13 protein-coding genes are annotated in these 17,409 nt (G+C 73.5%); 6 read left to right on the forward strand and 7 right to left on the reverse strand.

Going from position 1 to position 17,409, the window contains the following annotated elements:
• Window positions 1-33: 33 nt before the first annotated feature.
• The 5 genes from ACIPSE_RS02030 to ACIPSE_RS02050 all read left to right on the forward strand — a co-directional run bounded on the left by ACIPSE_RS02030 (window position 34) and on the right by ACIPSE_RS02050 (window position 8,155).
• Entirely contained in the window at window positions 34-1,362 is a 1,329-nt protein-coding gene (locus ACIPSE_RS02030; protein ID WP_401656372.1) for a hypothetical protein, read from the forward strand.
• Entirely contained in the window at window positions 1,359-3,884 is a 2,526-nt protein-coding gene (locus tag ACIPSE_RS02035) for a tetratricopeptide repeat protein (RefSeq protein ID WP_401656374.1), read from the forward strand. Before ACIPSE_RS02030 ends, ACIPSE_RS02035 begins: the two co-directional genes overlap by 4 nt.
• The gene (locus ACIPSE_RS02040; protein WP_401656376.1) at window positions 3,885-5,189 is read left to right on the forward strand and encodes a PP2C family serine/threonine-protein phosphatase; all 1,305 of its coding nucleotides are present in this window, start codon (window positions 3,885-3,887) and stop codon (window positions 5,187-5,189) included.
• A 98-nt stretch (window positions 5,190-5,287) separates the two neighbouring features.
• Window positions 5,288-6,634, forward strand: a complete 1,347-nt coding sequence (locus ACIPSE_RS02045) for a VWA domain-containing protein (protein WP_401656378.1) — start codon at window positions 5,288-5,290, stop codon at window positions 6,632-6,634.
• A 75-nt stretch (window positions 6,635-6,709) separates the two neighbouring features.
• Entirely contained in the window at window positions 6,710-8,155 is a 1,446-nt protein-coding gene (locus ACIPSE_RS02050; RefSeq protein WP_401656380.1) for an FHA domain-containing protein, read from the forward strand.
• 58 nt (window positions 8,156-8,213) lie between these two features.
• Here the strand turns inward: ACIPSE_RS02050 and ACIPSE_RS02055 are convergent, their stop codons facing one another.
• Complete coding sequence (locus ACIPSE_RS02055; RefSeq protein WP_401656383.1) at window positions 8,214-9,200, reverse strand: methyltransferase domain-containing protein; 987 nt, start codon at window positions 9,198-9,200, stop codon at window positions 8,214-8,216.
• A gap of 68 nt (window positions 9,201-9,268) precedes the next feature.
• Between ACIPSE_RS02055 and ACIPSE_RS02060 the strand changes: the two genes are divergently transcribed.
• The gene (locus ACIPSE_RS02060; RefSeq protein ID WP_401656385.1) at window positions 9,269-9,673 is read left to right on the forward strand and encodes a globin; all 405 of its coding nucleotides are present in this window, start codon (window positions 9,269-9,271) and stop codon (window positions 9,671-9,673) included.
• A gap of 492 nt (window positions 9,674-10,165) precedes the next feature.
• On the opposite strand, the gene ACIPSE_RS02065 is transcribed toward ACIPSE_RS02060, so the two are convergent.
• The 6 genes from ACIPSE_RS02065 to ACIPSE_RS02090 all read right to left on the reverse strand — a co-directional run bounded on the left by ACIPSE_RS02065 (window position 10,166) and on the right by ACIPSE_RS02090 (window position 17,409).
• Window positions 10,166-10,837 (reverse strand): hypothetical protein, encoded by a 672-nt coding sequence (locus ACIPSE_RS02065; RefSeq protein ID WP_401656387.1) that lies wholly within the window; start codon window positions 10,835-10,837, stop codon window positions 10,166-10,168.
• Complete coding sequence (locus ACIPSE_RS02070) at window positions 10,834-11,247, reverse strand: acyl-CoA thioesterase (RefSeq protein WP_401656389.1); 414 nt, start codon at window positions 11,245-11,247, stop codon at window positions 10,834-10,836. The genes ACIPSE_RS02065 and ACIPSE_RS02070 overlap by 4 nt, the downstream gene beginning before the upstream one ends.
• Window positions 11,248-11,253: 6 nt before the next feature.
• Window positions 11,254-12,918 (reverse strand): energy-dependent translational throttle protein EttA, encoded by a 1,665-nt coding sequence (ettA, locus tag ACIPSE_RS02075; RefSeq protein ID WP_401656391.1) that lies wholly within the window; start codon window positions 12,916-12,918, stop codon window positions 11,254-11,256.
• A gap of 205 nt (window positions 12,919-13,123) precedes the next feature.
• Complete coding sequence (locus ACIPSE_RS02080) at window positions 13,124-14,539, reverse strand: Cys-Gln thioester bond-forming surface protein (RefSeq protein ID WP_401656393.1); 1,416 nt, start codon at window positions 14,537-14,539, stop codon at window positions 13,124-13,126.
• A 224-nt stretch (window positions 14,540-14,763) separates the two neighbouring features.
• Window positions 14,764-15,270, reverse strand: coding sequence for a single-stranded DNA-binding protein (locus tag ACIPSE_RS02085; protein ID WP_401656395.1), 507 nt, complete (start codon window positions 15,268-15,270; stop codon window positions 14,764-14,766).
• 219 nt (window positions 15,271-15,489) lie between these two features.
• On the reverse strand, window positions 15,490-17,409 hold the full coding sequence (locus tag ACIPSE_RS02090) for a GTPase (protein ID WP_401656397.1): 1,920 nt from the start codon (window positions 17,407-17,409) through the stop codon (window positions 15,490-15,492).

Raw genomic sequence — 17,409 nt, forward strand, 5'->3', positions numbered from 1 at the left:
GTTCTCCAACCACCCAGCAGCGAGAGGTGATCGATGGGCGTCACGGGACCCCCCGGGCCGGTGATGGACCGGGACGAGGTGGACCGTGCGCTGGCGCGGCTCGGCGCGGAGCACGAGGCGATAGAGACCTCGCTGCTCGCCCTCCAGGACCACGCGGGCCGCAGGCTCCTCGAAGGCGCGGCGCTGACCGGGGTGACCCGGGACCGCTGGGTCTCCACGGAGGCGTCGATCACGCTGCTGTGGACCTACTTCGACGCGTACACGGACGCGTTGCGCAGCGCCCGCGACATCCGCTCCCGGCGCCGCTGGTCCAGCCGCGAGGACCTGGCCGAGCTGACCGAGCTGCTGCGCGGCGGGTCGGTCACGGTGGCGGGCAGCGCCATGGCGACCGCCAACGCCCCGACGCTGCACGGCGGTCCGGGCAAGCTCAGCGAGCAGTTCACGCTGGTCGCGCTGGTCGACCGGATGAACGACCTGTACGCGTCGAGCCTGGACATGGTGGTCGCCGCCGACGCGGTGTGGTCCGCGCTGCCCGCGCGGATCGATTTACTGGCCGCGGAGTTGCAGCGCACCCGCAAGCTGGCGCACTCGGTGGGCGTGCGTCCGGGGGAGCATCCGGCGGGCGACGACCTGGAGCGGATCACCCGCGTCCTGACGAACCTGCGCGAGCAGGTGGTCTCGGACCCGATGGCGTTCTGGTCGCCCACGCCGGGCAGTTCGGCCCCGGGCGGCGGCCGGCCCGACACCACGGTCTACGACCGGGAGGCACGCGCCCTGGAGGACGTGCGCCGCGAGATCGACGCGGTGTTGACGGTCCGTCAGGACGCGGAGCAGCGGCTCGTCCGGCTCCGTGACGTGCTCTCCCGCGCCGACCGCACGCTCGCCGAGGCGCGGATCGCCCGCGGCGAGGTGCTCGCGAAGATCGCCGCGACGGAGGTGCCGGTGGTCAGCGGCCCGCCGACCGTGCTCCAGGAGCAGCTGGCGGCGGCGGCCGAGTACCGCAGACAGGCGCAGTGGCACCGCCTGTCACCGCTCCTGGAGTCCCTGGAGCAGAAGGCGGAGGACGAACTGCTGCGCGCCCGCGAGTCGTTGACCGCGGTCACCGCGCCGCTCGCCGTCCGCGCGGAGCTGCGCGGGCGGCTCGACGCGTACAAGGCGAAGATCGCCCGCCACGGCCTCGCCGAGGACCCGTTCCTCATCGAACGCTACGACGCGGCGCGGCGCATGCTGTGGAGCGCGCCCTGCGATCTGCGGGTCGCCGAAGGTGCCGTCCTGCGCTACCAGCAGGCGGCGGCGGAACTGCTCCGGGCTCCCGCGGTGCGGGGCGAGCCGGAGGACCGTCGGGGGGAGGACCGGTCATGAGTGAGGCACAGCAGACCTGCCAGCGGCCCGGCTGCGGCGGGTCGTACGAGGACATGGGCGGCGGCGAACTGTACTGCGACACCTGCGGTCTGGCACCGGTGGTGTCCGGCCAGGGCATGGTGGGTTCCGTGCCGACCGGGATCACCGGCGGCGGCAGGGGCTCCCGGGGCTCGGGCAGCGGCAGTGCGCGTTCCGGCAGCCGCAGCACCTCGCGCAGCACCTCGCAGTCGTCGAAGTCGCGCCGCTCGGTGTCGGGACGCCTCTCGCGCTCCCTGTCGGGCCGCTCGACGAGCCGCTCGGTGTCGGTGCGCAGTTCCGGCTCCGGCACCAGCACGAGCGCGCGCGGCCGGCTCGGCGCGGGGCTGGTGCAGGTCCCGGACGTGCCGCGCCCCGACCCGCGCGAGATGGTCCTGGAGAACCCGGAGGTGCCCGAGCGCAAGCGGTTCTGCTCGCGCTCGGACTGCGGTGCCCCGGTGGGCCGTTCGCGCGGTGAGCGCACCGGGCGCACGGAGGGCTTCTGCACCAAGTGCGGTCACCCGTACTCCTTCGTCCCCAAGCTGAAGGCCGCGGACATCGTGCACGGCCAGTACGAGGTCGCGGGCTGCCTCGCGCACGGCGGGCTCGGCTGGGTCTATCTCGCCGTGGACCGGGCGGTCTCGGACCGCTGGGTGGTCCTCAAGGGCCTGCTCGACACCGGTGACCAGGACGCGATGGCGGCGGCGATCTCCGAGCGGCGCTTCCTCGCGGAGATCGAGCACTCCAACATCGTGCGGATCTACAACTTCGTGGAGCACCTCGACCAGCGCACCGGCTCCCTCGACGGCTACATCGTCATGGAGTACGTCGGCGGCAAGTCGCTCAAGGAGATCGCCAACGGCCGCCGCACCGAGCACGGCAAGCGCGACCCGCTGCCCGTGGAGCAGGCCTGCGCGTACGGCATCGAGGCGCTGGAGGCGCTCGGTCATCTGCACAGCCGCAACCTGCTGTACTGCGACTTCAAGGTCGACAACGCCATCCAGACCGAGGACCAGCTCAAGCTCATCGACATGGGCGCCGTGCGCCGGATGGACGACGACGAGTCCGCGATCTACGGCACGATCGGCTACCAGGCGCCCGAGGTCGCCGAGGTCGGCCCGTCCGTGGCGTCCGACCTGTACACGGTGGCCCGCACCCTCGCGGTGCTGACCTTCGACTTCCAGGGCTACACCAACGTGTACGTCGACTCGCTGCCCGACCCCGACAACATCGAGGTGTTCCGCGGCTACGAGTCCTTCTACCGGCTCCTGGTCCGGGCCACCGACCCCGACCCGGCGCGGCGGTTCGCCTCCGCGCAGGAGATGGCCGAGCAGCTCACGGGGGTGCTGCGGGAGGTCGTCTCGCTCCAGACAGGGCGGGCGCGGCCCGCGCTGTCGACCCTGTTCGGGCCCGAAGTGCGGGTCACGGACTCGGAGTTGTTCCCGAAGCTCGACGGTGACGTGTCCCGCCTCGGGACCCGCGCGATCCTCCCGTCCCGCCGTGCACCGGCCCTGCCCGCCCTTCCGGGCAGCGTGGTGTTCCCGGCGTCCGACGGCTCCGCGGGCCTCGTGAAGGCCGTCGCGACGCCGACGGCGGCGCTGGCGCTGCCCGTGCCGCGCGTCGACCCGAACGACCCCAACGCCGGTTTCCTCGCCGGTCTGCTGACCACGGCGGCGGCCGAACTGCTCGGCGCGCTCGCCGCCGCGCCCGCCGCCTCGGTGGAGACCCGGCTGCGGCAGATCCGGGCCTGGCTGGAGAACGGCGACGCGTACACCGCGCTGGAGGCGCTCGGCAGCCTGGAGACCGAGCGGCCCGACGACTGGCGGGTCGTCTGGTACCGGGGCGTCGCCGCCCTGGTGACCGGCGACCACGAGGGCGCCGCGCTGGCCTTCGACGCGATCTACGACGCGTTCCCCGGCGAGCCCGCCCCCAAGCTCGCCCTCGGCCTGTGCGCCGAGGTGCTGGGCCAGCTCGACAACGCGGCCGAGTACTACCGGCTGGTGTGGGCGACCGACCCGAGCTACGTCAGCGCCGCCTTCGGGCTCGCCCGGGTGCGGCTGGCGAGCGGCGACCGCACGGGCGCCGTGGCGACGCTGGAGTCGGTGCCGGAGTCGTCCATCCACTACACCGCCGCCCGCGTCGCCGCCGTACGGGCCCGGCTGCGGGGACGGACGGCGACCGCCGGGGACGTACCCTTCCTGGACGACCTGACGGCCGCCGCCGGGCAGGTGGAGGCGCTGGACGCGTACGGGCTGGACCCGGCTCGCCGGGAGCAGTTGTCGACGGAAGTCCTCGGCTCGGCGCTGGACTGGGTAATCTCCGGGGGCCAGGGCGCGCCCGCCCCGGCCGCCCGCCGGGTGCTGCTCGGCAGCGACCTGGACGAGCGGGGGCTCCGCTTCGGCCTGGAGCGTTCGTACCGCACGCTGGCCCGGCTCGCCCGGGGCGGCGAGGAGAGGATCGACCTGGTGGAACGTGCCAATCGTTACCGCCCCCGGACGTGGGTGTAGTTGATGTCGCAGATGCCCCAGCAGGCAGCCCTGACGAACTGCCCGAGCTGCGAGGAGCCGCTCGAGCAGGGCGACCGTTTCTGCGGTGCGTGCGGATACGACCTGTCCGCCGTGCCGGCGCGCCCCGGCGACCACCCGACGATCGCCCTGAACGGCTCGGCGCCGGACGTGTCCTGGCCGGCCGGCCCCGAGCCGGCCGGTGCCGTCGGCGCCCATCTGCCGGCCGACCTCGCGGGCACCGACTCGGGCGGCCGTCCCCTGCCGCCCACCGGCTCCCCGGTCTCCCCCGCCACCGGGGTCCGCTTCGACCGGCCGCCGCAGCCCGACGAGTACCCGCTCCAGGCCCCGGACCCGAGGGTGACGGCCGAGACGCCGACGCCCGCCGAGGGCACCAAGGTGTGCGTGGCGTGCCGGGCGGGCCGCGTCGACCACGACGGCTACTGCGAGAACTGCGGGCACGCCCAGCCCCGCGAGCGCGACCACATGGAGCAGGAGACGGGCCCGCTGGCCGCCGTGAGCGACCGGGGGCTGCGCCACCACCGCAACGAGGACGCGTTCGGCATCGGCACCGCCGTCCTGCCCGACGGGGTGCCCGCCTCGGTGGCGATCGTCTGCGACGGCGTGTCCTCCGCGACCCGCCCCGACGACGCCTCGGCGGCGGCGGCGCGGGCGGCGAGCGAGTCGCTGCTCGCGGCGCTGCCGCGCGGCACGCACCCGCAGCAGGCGATGCACGAGGCGATCGTCGCCGCCTCCGGCGCGGTCAACGCGCTGGCGGGCGAACCGGCCACCGCCCGCGAGCACGCCCCGCACCAGAACGCCCCGGCCTGCACGATCGTCGGCACCGTGGTGACCGGCGGTCTGCTGGTCGTGGGCTGGGTCGGCGACAGCCGCGTCTACTGGGTGCCGGTGGACCGCTCGACCCCGCCCGCCCGGCTCACCGAGGACGACTCCTGGGCCGCGCAGATGGTCGCCGCGGGTCTGATGAACGAGGCGGAGGCCTACGCCGACGAGCGCGCCCACGCGATCACCGGCTGGCTCGGCGCCGACGCCTACGAACTGGAGCCGCACACCGCTTCCTTCAAGCCCGACCGGGCGGGTGTAGTGGTGGTGTGCACCGACGGACTGTGGAACTACGCCGAGGGCGCGGAGGAGATGGCGCGGGCCGTACCGCTCGACGCCGCCACCCGGCCGCTGCACGCGGCGCAGGTCCTGGTCGGGCACGCCCTGGACGGCGGGGGCCACGACAACGTAACAGTGGCCGTCGTGCCGTTCCCCGCCCCGCCGCAGGGGGCAGGATCGGCCTGAGGCCGTCTGCGGGGACGCCTCCACGGACCGGAGGGGACCGGTCCGTTCACAGCCGTACGCCCCGTCGTTGTGGGGTGATGAGGGGGATTTGAGTAGGCATGGCCAATTTCTCTAAGTCCAACGTGCCGCAGTTCACCATGGACGTCTACCAGAACGAGTACCTGCCGGAGGGCGGGCGCGAGGTCAACGCCATCGTCACGGTGACCTCCACGGGCGGGGGCACCATCGGCAGCGGGGTCGCCGCGCCGCACCTCTACTCCGCGGGGAGCGGACCGTCCGCCGCGGTGGCGGTGATGGTCGACTGTTCGGGCTCCATGGACTACCCGCCGACCAAGATGCGCAACGCCCGCGACGCCACCGCCGCCGCCATCGACACCCTGCGCGACGGCGTCCGCTTCGCGGTGATCGCCGGCACCCATGTCGCCAAGGAGGTGTATCCGGGCGGCGGCCGGGTCGCGGTCGCCGACGCCACCACGCGCGACCAGGCCAAGCAGGCGCTGCGCAAGCTCAGCGCGGGCGGCGGCACCGCCATCGGGACCTGGCTGCGGCTGGCCGACCGGCTGCTGACCCAGGCCGACGTCGCCATCCGGCACGGCATCCTGCTCACCGACGGCAAGAACGAGCACGAGTCGGCCGACGACCTCAAGGCCACCCTCGACGCCTGCGCCGGGCACTTCACCTGCGACGCCCGCGGCGTGGGCACCGACTGGGTTGTGAAAGAAGTCACAGGCATCGCCTCCGCGCTCCTCGGCACCGCCGACATCGTCGCCGACCCCGCCGCCCTCGCCGCCGACTTCACGCAGATGATGGAGACGGCGATGGGCAAGGAGGTCGCGGACGTCGCCCTGCGCGTGTGGACCCCGGTCGGGACGGCGATCAGGTTCGTCAAGCAGGTCGCCCCCACCGTCGAGGAGTTGACCGGCCGGCGCACCGAGGCGAGCCCGCGCGCCGGGGACTACCCCACCGGTTCCTGGGGAGACGAGTCCCGTGACTACCACCTGTGCGTCGAGGTCCCCTCGGCCGGGCTCGGGCAGGAGATGCTCGCCGCGCGGGTCTCCCTCGTGGTGCCCCAACCCGACGGCAGCACGGCCGACTTGGGTGCGCAGGGGCTGGTCCGGGCGGTGTGGACCGACGACATGACGGCCTCCACGTCGATCAATCCGCAGGTGGCCCACTACACCGGCCAGGCGGAACTGGCACAAGCCATTCAACAAGGGCTCGATCTGCGCAAAGCGGGCGATATGGATGGAGCAACGGCCAAACTGGGGCGGGCCGTTCAGCTGGCAAGCGCTTCCGGCAACGCCGATACTGCGAAACTGCTTGCGAAGGTGGTGGACGTGGTCGATGCCGCGACAGGTACTGTGCGGTTGAAGGCGAAGGTCGAGGACGCCGACGAGATGACTCTCGAGACCCGGTCGACAAAGACTGTTCGTGTAAAGAAGTGACCTAGAAGTTTCCAGAAGTGCCGTGGAAACACCCGGACATGAGAGTTCCCTGACCTGAGAGGGGGAAGCGCCGACATGCCGACCTGCCCGAACGGACACCAGTCGGGTTCCGACGACTGGTGCGAGGTCTGCGGTCACCGCATGGCCGGTGCCGTGCCTCCGCCCCCTCCCCCGCCGCCCCCCGGCGGTGGCGGTTACGGCTTCCCGCCGCCCCCCGGCCAGCCCGGCGGCGGTCGCGGGCATCTGTCCGCGGTGCCCGACCACGAGCCGGAGCTCTGCCCGCAGTGCCGCACCCCCCGCGAGGGCGGGGCGCCGTTCTGCGAGGAGTGCCGGTGGAACTTCCTGACCAATACGGCGACCTCGTACACCCCCGCCGCCCCGCGCCCGCAGGGCCCCGGACCGGGCCAGGGTCCCGGTCAGGGCCCCGGCGCCCGCTTCCAGGGCCCGCCGCCCGGGGCGTCCTACGGCGCCGGTGACTCCTACGAGTACCAGGGCTCCCGTCCGTCCCAGGTCAACCGCCCCGCGGAACCGATCCCGCCGTTCGGCGGCGAGCCCTCGGGCCCGCCCGCGCCCGGCGGCCCCTTCGGCGGCCCGCCCGGCGGACCCGGCGGCCAGGGCGGCCCCGGCGGCTACAACGGCGGCTACGGCGGTCCGGGCGGCCCCGGCACGTCCGGCGGCCCCGGCCCCGGTGGCCCCGGCCCCGGCGGGTACGGCTATCCGCAGCCCGGCGGCAACCAGGCCCCGCCTCCTCCGCCCGGCGGCGGCTACGGCGGTCCCGGTGGCGCCCCCTCCGCGTTCGGCGGCGACCCCTCGCGACCCGTCCCGCCCCCGCCCGGCCCGACGCCCGGCGCCCCCTCGGCCTTCCAGCCGGGCGGCCCGCCCGCGCCCCCGACGTTCCCCCAGGAGACCAACCGCCCCGGCGGTCCCGGCTCCGGCGGTCCCGGCCCCGGCGGCTTCGGCGGCGGCGAGGACGACTGGGTGATCTCCCCGCCGTCCTCCACCGCACCCGGCGGCCCCGGTGGCGGTCCCGGCGGACCGGGCGGCTACGGCTTCCCGCAGCCCGGCGCCACCCAGGCCCCGCCCCCGCCCGGCTTCCCGCAGCCGCACGCCGGCCCGGCGACCTGGACGGCGACGATCGGCCCGGACCGCGAGTACTTCATGGCGATGATGCAGCGCTCGGGCCCCGAGGCCGCGGGCCTGAACCTGCCCGCGTACTCGCCCGAGCAGCAGCGCACGCTCACCGGCAACCAGGTCACCATCGGCCGCCGCCGGCACTCCACCGGCGACACCCCCGACGTCGACCTGTCGGTGCCGCCGGAGGACCCGGGCGTCTCGCACCAGCACGCGGTCCTGGTCCAGCAGCCCGACGGGTCCTGGGCGGTCGTCGACCAGAACTCGACGAACGGGACGACGGTCAACGGCGCCGAGGAGCCCATCCAGCCCTTCGTCCCCGTACCGCTCCAGGACGGCGACCGGGTGCACGTGGGCGCGTGGACGACGATCACGGTCCGCCGCGGCTGAGCGGACCCGACGGACACCGGAGGGGCCAGGCGCGTGTGCGCCGGGCCCCTCCGCCGTGTCACCGGCCCAGCGGCCAGGCGTACGGGCCCGCCGGGTCGTCCAGCCACGCCCACGCGCCGTCCCCGGCGACCGTGACGCCGTAGCGGCGGCGCTCCGGGCGGCCCTCGCGCTCCCACATGCGGTGGGCCTCGTGCGGGTCGAGACCGTCGTGGCTGAGGGCGAGCAGGAAGCGGAACAGGTCGTCCTGGCGGTCCCCGCGCGGGATGCCGCCCAGGGAGACCGGCTCGGGCTCGCCGCGCCCCTCGCCCCGGAGCGGCACGAAGTAGGCGGGCGTGGGCAGGAAGCGGCCCTCGGCCCGTCCGGCGCCCTGGACGGTGAGGGCGAGGAGGCCGGTGGCGAGCGGGGTGAGGACGCGGGCGCCGGGGACGCACTGGGCGATCCAGGGCCGCGGCACCGAGGTCAGGGCGCAGGTCGCGATGATCCGGTCGTAGGGCGCCCGCTCCGGCACCCCGCGCGCGCCGTCGCCGGTGACGACCGCCGGGGCATGTCCGGACGCCTCCAGGTGGCGCCGGGCCGCCTCGGTGATCTCCGGTTCCAGGTCGACGGTGGTGACGAGGGCGTCGTCACCGAGGCGGTGGGCGAGCAGGGCGGCGTTGTAGCCGGTGCCGGTGCCGATCTCCAGGACCCGGTCGCCGTCCTCGACCTCCAGCGCGGTCAGCATCAGCGCCATCAGGGAGGGCTGGCTGCTGGAGGAGACCAGGTCGCCGTCGCGCAGCCGGGTGGCCAGCGGGGCGTCGGCGTAGGCGCCGCGCAGCCACAGCTCCCGGGCGCGCGGGTCGGGGTGCTCGCCCCAGCGGCGCTCGTAGCCGCCCACACCGGCCACGTAGTAGTACGGCACGAACAGATGCCGCGGCACCGCCTCGAAGGCCGCCCGCCACACCGGGTCGGCGGCCCAGGCCCCGGCGTCGTCGATACGGCGCACGAGCTCGGCCCGCGCCTGGTCGGCGAGGCGCTCGAGATCCCGGCGAGCGGCGTCCGCACCCATGTCTCCACTGTCCCGCGAAGAGTCCTAAGCCCCAAGTCCTGGTCCGTCCCGTCTGAGACCATGGACGGGTGAAAGAGATTCGGCGCGGCTCGCTTCAGACGGAGACCTTCTACGAGCAGGTCGGCGGGGAGGAGACCTTCCGCCGTCTCGTCCACCGGTTCTACGAGGGCGTGGCCGGGGACCCGCTCCTGCGCCCCATGTACCCGGAGGAGGACCTCGGCCCGGCCGAGGAGCGGCTGGTGCTGTTCCTCATGCAGTACTGGGGCGGCCCGACGACCTACAGCGACAACCGCGGCCACCCCCGGCTGCGGATGCGGCACGCCCCCTTCCAGGTGGACCGGGCGGCGCACGACGCGTGGCTGAAGCACATGCGGGTCGCGGTGGACGAGCTGGGGCTCTCCGAGGAGCACGAGCACACGCTGTGGAACTACCTGACGTACGCCGCCGCTTCGATGGTGAACACGGCGGGTTGAGCTCACCCATGCCCCCGTGACAGCCCTCTGGCAGGATCACGAGGAGGCCTGGACAGCACGGCGGGGGCCGGGTGACGGAGGTCGGCGGGTGCGCCCGCTTCGTGCTGCACCGGACACGGACGCACCACCCGCCGCCGGCCACCGCACCGCTCACCGCCCTACTGACCACGGCCGTGCCCGCGACGCCCACCGCGTACTCGGGGCGATCGGCGACGCGGCGAGGCGGCGCTCAGCGGGACGACGGCCGCGCGCACGGACCTGCCCGCCGCCCTGGCCCGGGTCGAGCGCTCGCCGCCGATGTCCCGCTCCGCGCTGCTGACCGTCGCGCTCCGGCTGACGCTGCTCACGGGCTGTGCGGTGCTGCTGATGGTGGCGCCGCTGCTACTGGTGGCGCGGCTGCCGAGCTCCCAACGGGCGGGCGAGACAGGGCTGTTGCGGGCGCGCGGCGCGCGCGTCCGACAGCGGCGGGCAGCAGGGAGAACGGGAGGCGGGTCAGCGGACGCTGACGCCGAACGCGCCGAGTCCCGCCCGCCGTACGGCGATCGACCCGTACGGGGTGCGCAGCCGCAGCCAGGCTCCGCAGGACAGCAGCGCGAGGTCGCGGGTCGTGGCGCGCAGGAAGCCGAGCGACTGCGCGGCGTGCACGGCACGCACCGGCAGCGGTGTCCCGCCGACGGTCCGGGACCAGATCTCCCGCCCGACCCGGTCGAGTTCCGCGCGGGTACGGGACTCCGGCCCCAACTGCTCGGTGCGGTCCCGGAATTCGGCGACGACGGCGCCGACCACGGCGCGCAGCGCGTCGGGGGCGGGCAGCCCCGGCTCGGCCTTCCATCCGCCGCGCGGCGGCAGCACCCCGGCCCACGGGGGTCCGGTGACGGCGCCGGGCACCACGGCGGTGGCGGCGGGTTCGTCGACGGACTCCAGCAGCTCACCGGCCGAGACGGTCGCGTCGAGCGTGACGTCCAGCCCGTTCTCGTACGGCTTCGCGAGCCGTACCGCGCGGATGGCGAGGACCTCGAAGGAGGGGGGCCGGCCGAAGACGGCGAGGGCGGTGCCGGCGGCCTGGAGCCGGACGGCCGCCCCGCGGTCGTAGTGGAGCAGCCGGGAGAGGAAGGCCGCGAGGTCGGCGGCCTCCCCTTCGTCCGCGAGATGGAGGACCGTCATGCCGCGACGGCCTCCTCCTCGTCGTCGTCCCGGTATCCCTCCAGGAACTCCCGCTCCTCGGAGGTGATACGGCGGGGCCGCTGGGTCCCGAAGTCGAACGGCACGATGACCGTCGAGGCCCGTACGTACACGAGATCGGCGTCCTTCACCTCGTAGGCGATGGTGAAGGACGCGGCCCTGATCTCGGTGACCCACAGCTCGATGTCCACCGGGTGGTGCCGGTGGACGAGCTGGCGCTTGTAGTCGATCTCGTGGCGCGCCACCACCGACCCCTGCTTGAAGTCCTTCTCCGGGCGGAACAGGAAGTCGATACGGGCTTCCTCCAGGTAGCGGAGGAAGACCACGTTGTTGACGTGGCCGTACGCGTCCATGTCCGCCCAGCGCAGCGGGCAGCGGTAGGTGTGCCGCAAGATCGATCAGCCCCGGGTCAGCTTCTTGTAGGTGGCGCGGTGCGGGCGCGCGGCGTCCGCGCCGAGCCGCTCGATCTTGTTCTTCTCGTAGGACTCGAAGTTGCCCTCGAACCAGAACCACTTGGACTCGCCCTCGTAGGCGAGGATGTGCGTGGCGACCCGGTCCAGGAACCACCGGTCGTGGGAGACGACCACGGCGCAGCCGGGGAACTCCAGGAGCGCGTTCTCCAGGGAGGAGAGCGTCTCGACGTCGAGGTCGTTGGTCGGCTCGTCGAGGAGCAGCAGGTTGCCGCCCTGCTTGAGGGTGAGCGCCAGGTTGAGGCGGTTGCGCTCACCGCCGGAGAGCACACCGGCCGGCTTCTGCTGGTCCGGTCCCTTGAACCCGAAGGCGGAGACGTAGGCGCGCGAGGGCATCTCGACCTGGCCGACGTTGATGTAGTCCAGCTCGTCGGAGACGACGGCCCACAGCGTCTTCTTCGGGTCGATGTTCTCGCGGCTCTGGTCGACGTACGAGATCTTGACGGTCTCGCCGACCTTGATGGAGCCGGAGTCCGGCTCCTCGAAGCCCTGGATCATCTTGAAGAGGGTCGTCTTGCCGGCGCCGTTGGGGCCGATGACGCCGACGATGCCGTTGCGCGGCAGCGTGAAGGAGAGGTCGTCGATGAGGACCTTCTCGCCGAACGCCTTGCTGAGGTTGTTGACCTCGACGACGATGCTGCCCAGACGCGGGCCCGGCGGGATCTGGATCTCCTCGAAGTCCAGCTTCCGCATCTTGTCGGCTTCGGCGGCCATCTCCTCGTACCGCGCGAGACGGGCCTTGGACTTGGCCTGACGCCCCTTGGCGTTGGAGCGGACCCACTCCAGCTCTTCCTTGAGCCGCTTCGCCCGCTTGGCGTCCTTCGCGCCCTCGACCTTGAGACGGGTCTGCTTGGTCTCCAGGTAGGTGGAGTAGTTGCCCTCGTAGGGGTAGGCGCGACCGCGGTCGAGTTCGAGGATCCACTCGGCGACGTTGTCGAGGAAGTACCGGTCGTGGGTGATGGCCACGACGGTGCCCGCGTACTTGGCGAGGTGCTGCTCCAGCCAGTTCACGGACTCGGCGTCGAGGTGGTTGGTGGGCTCGTCGAGGAGCAGCAGGTCGGGCGCCTCCAGGAGCAGCTTGCAGAGCGCGACGCGGCGCTTCTCACCACCGGAGAGGTTGCCGACCGGCCAGTCGCCGGGCGGGCAGCCCAGGGCGTCCATGGCCTGCTCCAGCTGGGCGTCGAGGTCCCAGGCGTTGGAGTGGTCCAGGTCCTCCTGGAGCTTGCCCATCTCGTCGAGCAGCGCGTCCGAGTAGTCGGTCGCCATCAGCTCGGCGATCTCGTTGAACCGGTCGAGCTTGCCCTTGACCTCGGCGACACCCTCCTGGACGTTCTCCAGGACGGTCTTCTCCTCGTTGAGCTTCGGCTCCTGCATGAGGATGCCGACGCTGTACCCCGGCGAGATGAAGGCGTCACCGTTCGACGGCTGCTCCAGCCCCGCCATGATCTTCAGAACGGTCGACTTGCCGGCGCCGTTCGGGCCGACGACGCCGATCTTCGCCCCGGGGAGGAAGTTCAGGGTGACGTCATCGAGGATCACCTTGTCGCCGTGCGCCTTGCGCGCCTTGCGCATGGTGTAAATGAACTCAGCCAAGAGAAACCGTCCGGCAGCTTGAAATCTGGCAGTGGGCAGATACACCCCATCTTGCCTGACGTCCACCCCTGGGTGTTAACCCGTATGGACGGGAAGCCGTGAGCTGGGGGTTTGGCGTGGGTGGGGGTGACGGGTCGGTCACCCCCCGTTGCCGGGGCCGTCGGCCGGGCCGCCTGGGCCGTGCGATCCGGTGGGGGGGGGAGGGCTAGGCGTCCCTGCGCTGGAGCAGGAGCAGGACTGCTCCGCCGATCACCACGAGGCCGATGGCCACGCCGGCGATCACCGGGGTGATGCTCGTGCCGCCGGTCTCGGCGAGGTTGGTGTCGGAGGCGCCGCCCACGGTGGCCGGGCTGGGGGCGGTGAGGAGCTGGGTGGAGTCGCCGGTCTCGGTCTCGGCGGCCTGGGTCAGGCAGTCGAGGATGCCGGTGAAGCGCTGGGCGCGGCCGGTGGGGTCGGTGATCGTGAAGTCGTAGGGCTGGTCCTCGGCGAGGGGGATCGTCACCGTGTCGGACGCGCCCGCCTCGATGGTGTGCTCGGTGCCCATCAGCTCGAAGGTGAAGGGCTCGTCGCCGGAGTTGGCCGCGGTGATGTCGACGCCGCCCTCGGCGCAGTTCTTCGCCGCGGACAGGGCCGGTATCGGGCCGGCGTCCGCCCAGGTCGCGGTCGCCTTCGCGGAGACCGTGGACTCGCTGGAGCCCGCGAGGATCTGGGTCTGGCTGCGGCTCTCGGAGGTGAAGGCGCGGCCCACGGGCACGGTGGTGGAGGCCTGGACGGTCAGCTCGGCCGAACCGGGCGCGGTCTCCTCGGGGACGTCGAAGTACAGCTCGCTGCCGTCCCGCGCGGACGTCACGTCCATGCCGTTCTTGCCGACGATGCGCACCCCGCTCTTCGCCGCGTCCGCCGGGGGCGCCACCGTCACGGTGCCGGCGTTGGTGCGGACCGTCACCGGACCGAGCAGGCCGCCGGGCAGACCGGAGACCGCGGCGGGGCCGAGGGTCAGCGACGCCGCCGGTTCGGCGAGGTCACGGGCGCTGTCGTGGAGGTAGTCGGCGAGCTTCTCGGCCTGCGGGTCGGCGGCGTCGACGTCCGCGCCGTCCGAGTACCTCCAGATGGCCACCTGGGTGCCGGCCGCCGCGTCCTGCTCGGTGAGGCCGCTCACCCCGGCCTTCGCGGCGAGCGCCGCAAGGTCGTTGACCTGCGGGTAGGAGTTCTGGAGGATCCAGCGGATCTTCCCGGCGTCCTGGTTGGCGCCCAGCGAGGTGCCGCTCCACGGCGCCTCGTGATAGGTCGCGTCCCGCTGGGTCGGGTTGTAGAGGTCGACGCAGTACGTCTGGAGGGTGCCCCCGCCCTCGACGGACATCTCGAACAGGCCCGCCGAGACCTCCAGGTCCCCGGAGTCGTCGTGTATGACCGCGGTGCCGTACGTCTTGAGGCCGCCTATGGTCGCGGTGGCCCCGCCCTGGCTCTGTCCGCCCTGACTCTGCGTGTTCGTCTCGGCCGCGGCCGTGCCCGCGCCAGCCAGCACACCGGCCGCCACGAGCCCGGACACCAGCGTCACGGCGGCGAGCCGGACCGCCCTTCGCCCGTTCGCGAACGCCGACGCAGAGAACGTACAGAACACGGAATTCCCCTTCGAGCAGGACCCGTTGGCACGGGGGTACGGGTCCCACCAGCAGAATCAGAAGCCTCGGGAGCTATGCCCGGCATCCTAGGTAAGGCGCCGCACCGCGTTTCCCGGGATGCGGGCACGGGGCCGATCCGACTCGGAATCGTTATCGCCAAGATCGGCGACCGTGCCGATAAGCCCCGGTTCCGCCCCGCCCGCTGACGTCACATCACGTCACATCACGTCACCGCGACCGGTTCACGCTCCCGTTCCCGCTCGGGTTCCGCCTGCTCCGGCCGGTCGGCCGCCGGTGTCTCCCACTCCGGCTCCGGCCCCCGCGCCACCGCTCCCGTGCCCGGTCCCTGGTCCGCCGCGCCGTCGGGACGCCGGCCGCGCCGGAACGTGGACACCCCGCGCGCCAGGTCGTGCCCGATCGTCGACGCGTCGATGTCGACGGACGTCCGGTTCTGTCCCTCGCGTGTGTCCGAGCGGACCCGCAGCCTGCCCTGGACGACGACGGGGTCGCCCACCGACAGCGAGGCGGCGGCGTTGGTGGCGAGCTGCCGGTTCGCCCACACCGTGAAGAAGCTGGTGTGGCCGTCGACCCATTCGTTGCGCTCGCGGTTCAGATAGCGGCGGGTCACCGCCAGCCGGAACCGCGCCGACGGACCGTGTCCGTTCGCCATGTCCTGGTACACCGGCTGCGTCGCCACGTTCCCCACCACGCAGATGATCGTGTCGCTCATCTCGTCCCCTCTTCTCTTCCTCGGGCTCGTGCGGTCGCGGACACACGTACGGGCCCGTCCCGTACGGCCGCGTCCGCCGTCGGCCGTCGCGGCCGTCGCGATCGCCGTGCCGTCAGACTGCCGCCGCCGGGCCGGGCCCGCCGAGCCCTGTGGAGGACCACCCCGCCTGTGGAGAACCCCGTCACCCGCAAGGGGCACACCCGGGTCCGAAAGGCGGGGTCAGCGCACTCCCGCCTCCACCCCCAGCGCCCTCCCGTACTGCTCCCTGACCTCCCGGTAGCGCAGCAGTTCCGCCGCGACCGGATCGAGGACCCGGGCCCGTCCGCACCCGGCGGCCGACTCGCGGAGTCTGCGTTCGGCCTCCGTGCCGTACCGCCGTGCGGGTCCGCGGGCCGCCATCCGGCAGCTCCACTCCACCAGCGGACCGCCGATGATCCCGGCCACCATGAGCAGCACGGGCACCCCGAGGTTGGGTGCCATGACCCCGACGATCTGGCCCACCAGCCACAGCCCGCCGACGATCTGAAGGAGCGTCATCGACGCCTGGGCGAGGACCGCGGCCGGCCACCAGCCGGGACGCGGCGGGCGCCCCGGCGGGAGCCCGGCGCGCGCGGCGAGGTCGTCCAGTGCCTCGGGCAGCCCCTGGGAGCCGCGCAGGGCGGCCTCCCGTACGGCCAGCGCCCAGGGGGCGGGGAGGCCGGCCGAGGCCCGTTCGGCGACCGTGCGCACGGCCTGCTCGACGCGCTGGCGCGCGGTGGCCTCCTCGTCGGCCTGGGAGCGCAGCGGGAACCGTCCGGTGGTCGGTTCGAGGCGGTCCTGCCACCAGCGGTACAGCCGCAGCCATGGCGTCCCGCACGCGCGGTTGGCGTTGCGCAGCCACGCGCGTTCCGCGGCCTCGCCCGCGGCCGTGGCGCCCACGGCGTCGGCGAGCCGCGCGGCGAACTCGTCGCGCGCCTCCTCGCTGAGCCCGGTGCGGCGGCCCGTCGCGTACACGGACCGCAACCGCCAGGCGGCGGCGTCGACATCGGCCGAAATTCGACGGGCGGCGGCCCCGCGTTCCGTGACGAACTGCCCGAGCGACTCGCGCAGTTCTCCGACGCCGTCCCCGGTGAGCGCCGACAGGGCGAGGACGGTGGCGCCGGGTTCGCCGTACTCGCCGAGCGCGATGCCGTCCTCGTCCAGGAGCCGGCGCAGGTCGTCGAGGACCTGTTCGGCTGCCTCGCCGGGCAGCCGGTCGACCTGGTTGAGGACGACGAACATGACCTCCGCGTGCCCGGCCATGGGCCGCAGGTAGCGCTCGTGGAGCATGGCGTCCGCGTACTTCTCGGGGTCGACGACCCAGATGACGGCGTCGACGAGCGCGAGGACGCGGTCGACCTGCTCACGGTGCTGCACGGCCGCCGAGTCGTGGTCGGGCAGGTCGACGAGGACGAGGCCGCGCAGCTGGGCCTCCGCCTCGGCGCTCTGCAGGGGCCGCCGCCGGAGCCTGGGCGGGATGCCGAGCCGCTCGATGAGCGAGGCCGATCCGTCGCTCCAGCTGCACGCGATGGGCGCGGCGGTGGTGGGCCGCCGTACGCCCGTCTCCGAGATGGTGACCCCGGCCAGCGCGTTGAAGAGCTGGGACTTGCCGCTGCCGGTGGCGCCCGCGATGGCGACGACGGTGTGCTGCCCGGAGAGCCTGCGGCGGGCCGCCGCCTCGTCCAGGACCCGTCCGGCCTCCGCGAGGGTGCGGCTGTCGAGCCGGGTCCGGGACAGCCCCACGAGTTCGCGCAGCGCGTCGAGCCGGGAGCGCAGCGCCCCGTCGTACGCCAGCGGCGCGGCGGGCGGCGCGCCGGCGCCCCGCGTCTCGACGGCGGTCGGTTCGACGCCGGTCGCGGCGACGGCGGCGGTGGCGTCGGTGACCCGCCGCGCGATCAGCCCGTCGTCCCAGGCTCCGGCGGTCTGCGCGGCGCCGTCCTCGGGAACGTCCTGCGTGGCGCCTGTACGGCCGTCCGCGGCGTCGTCGGCCTCCACGCGCGCGTGGGGCTGCGCGGGGCTCTCCTCGGCGTCCTGGGGCGTGTCGGGACGCTCGCCCCCGGCCGCCTCCTCCTGCGCGGACACGGCGTCCTCGGTGTGGTCCTGGTCAGTGACGGCGGTCAC

Source organism: Streptomyces sp. NPDC090106 (assembly GCF_044747265.1).
Taxonomy (GTDB): domain Bacteria; phylum Actinomycetota; class Actinomycetes; order Streptomycetales; family Streptomycetaceae; genus Streptomyces.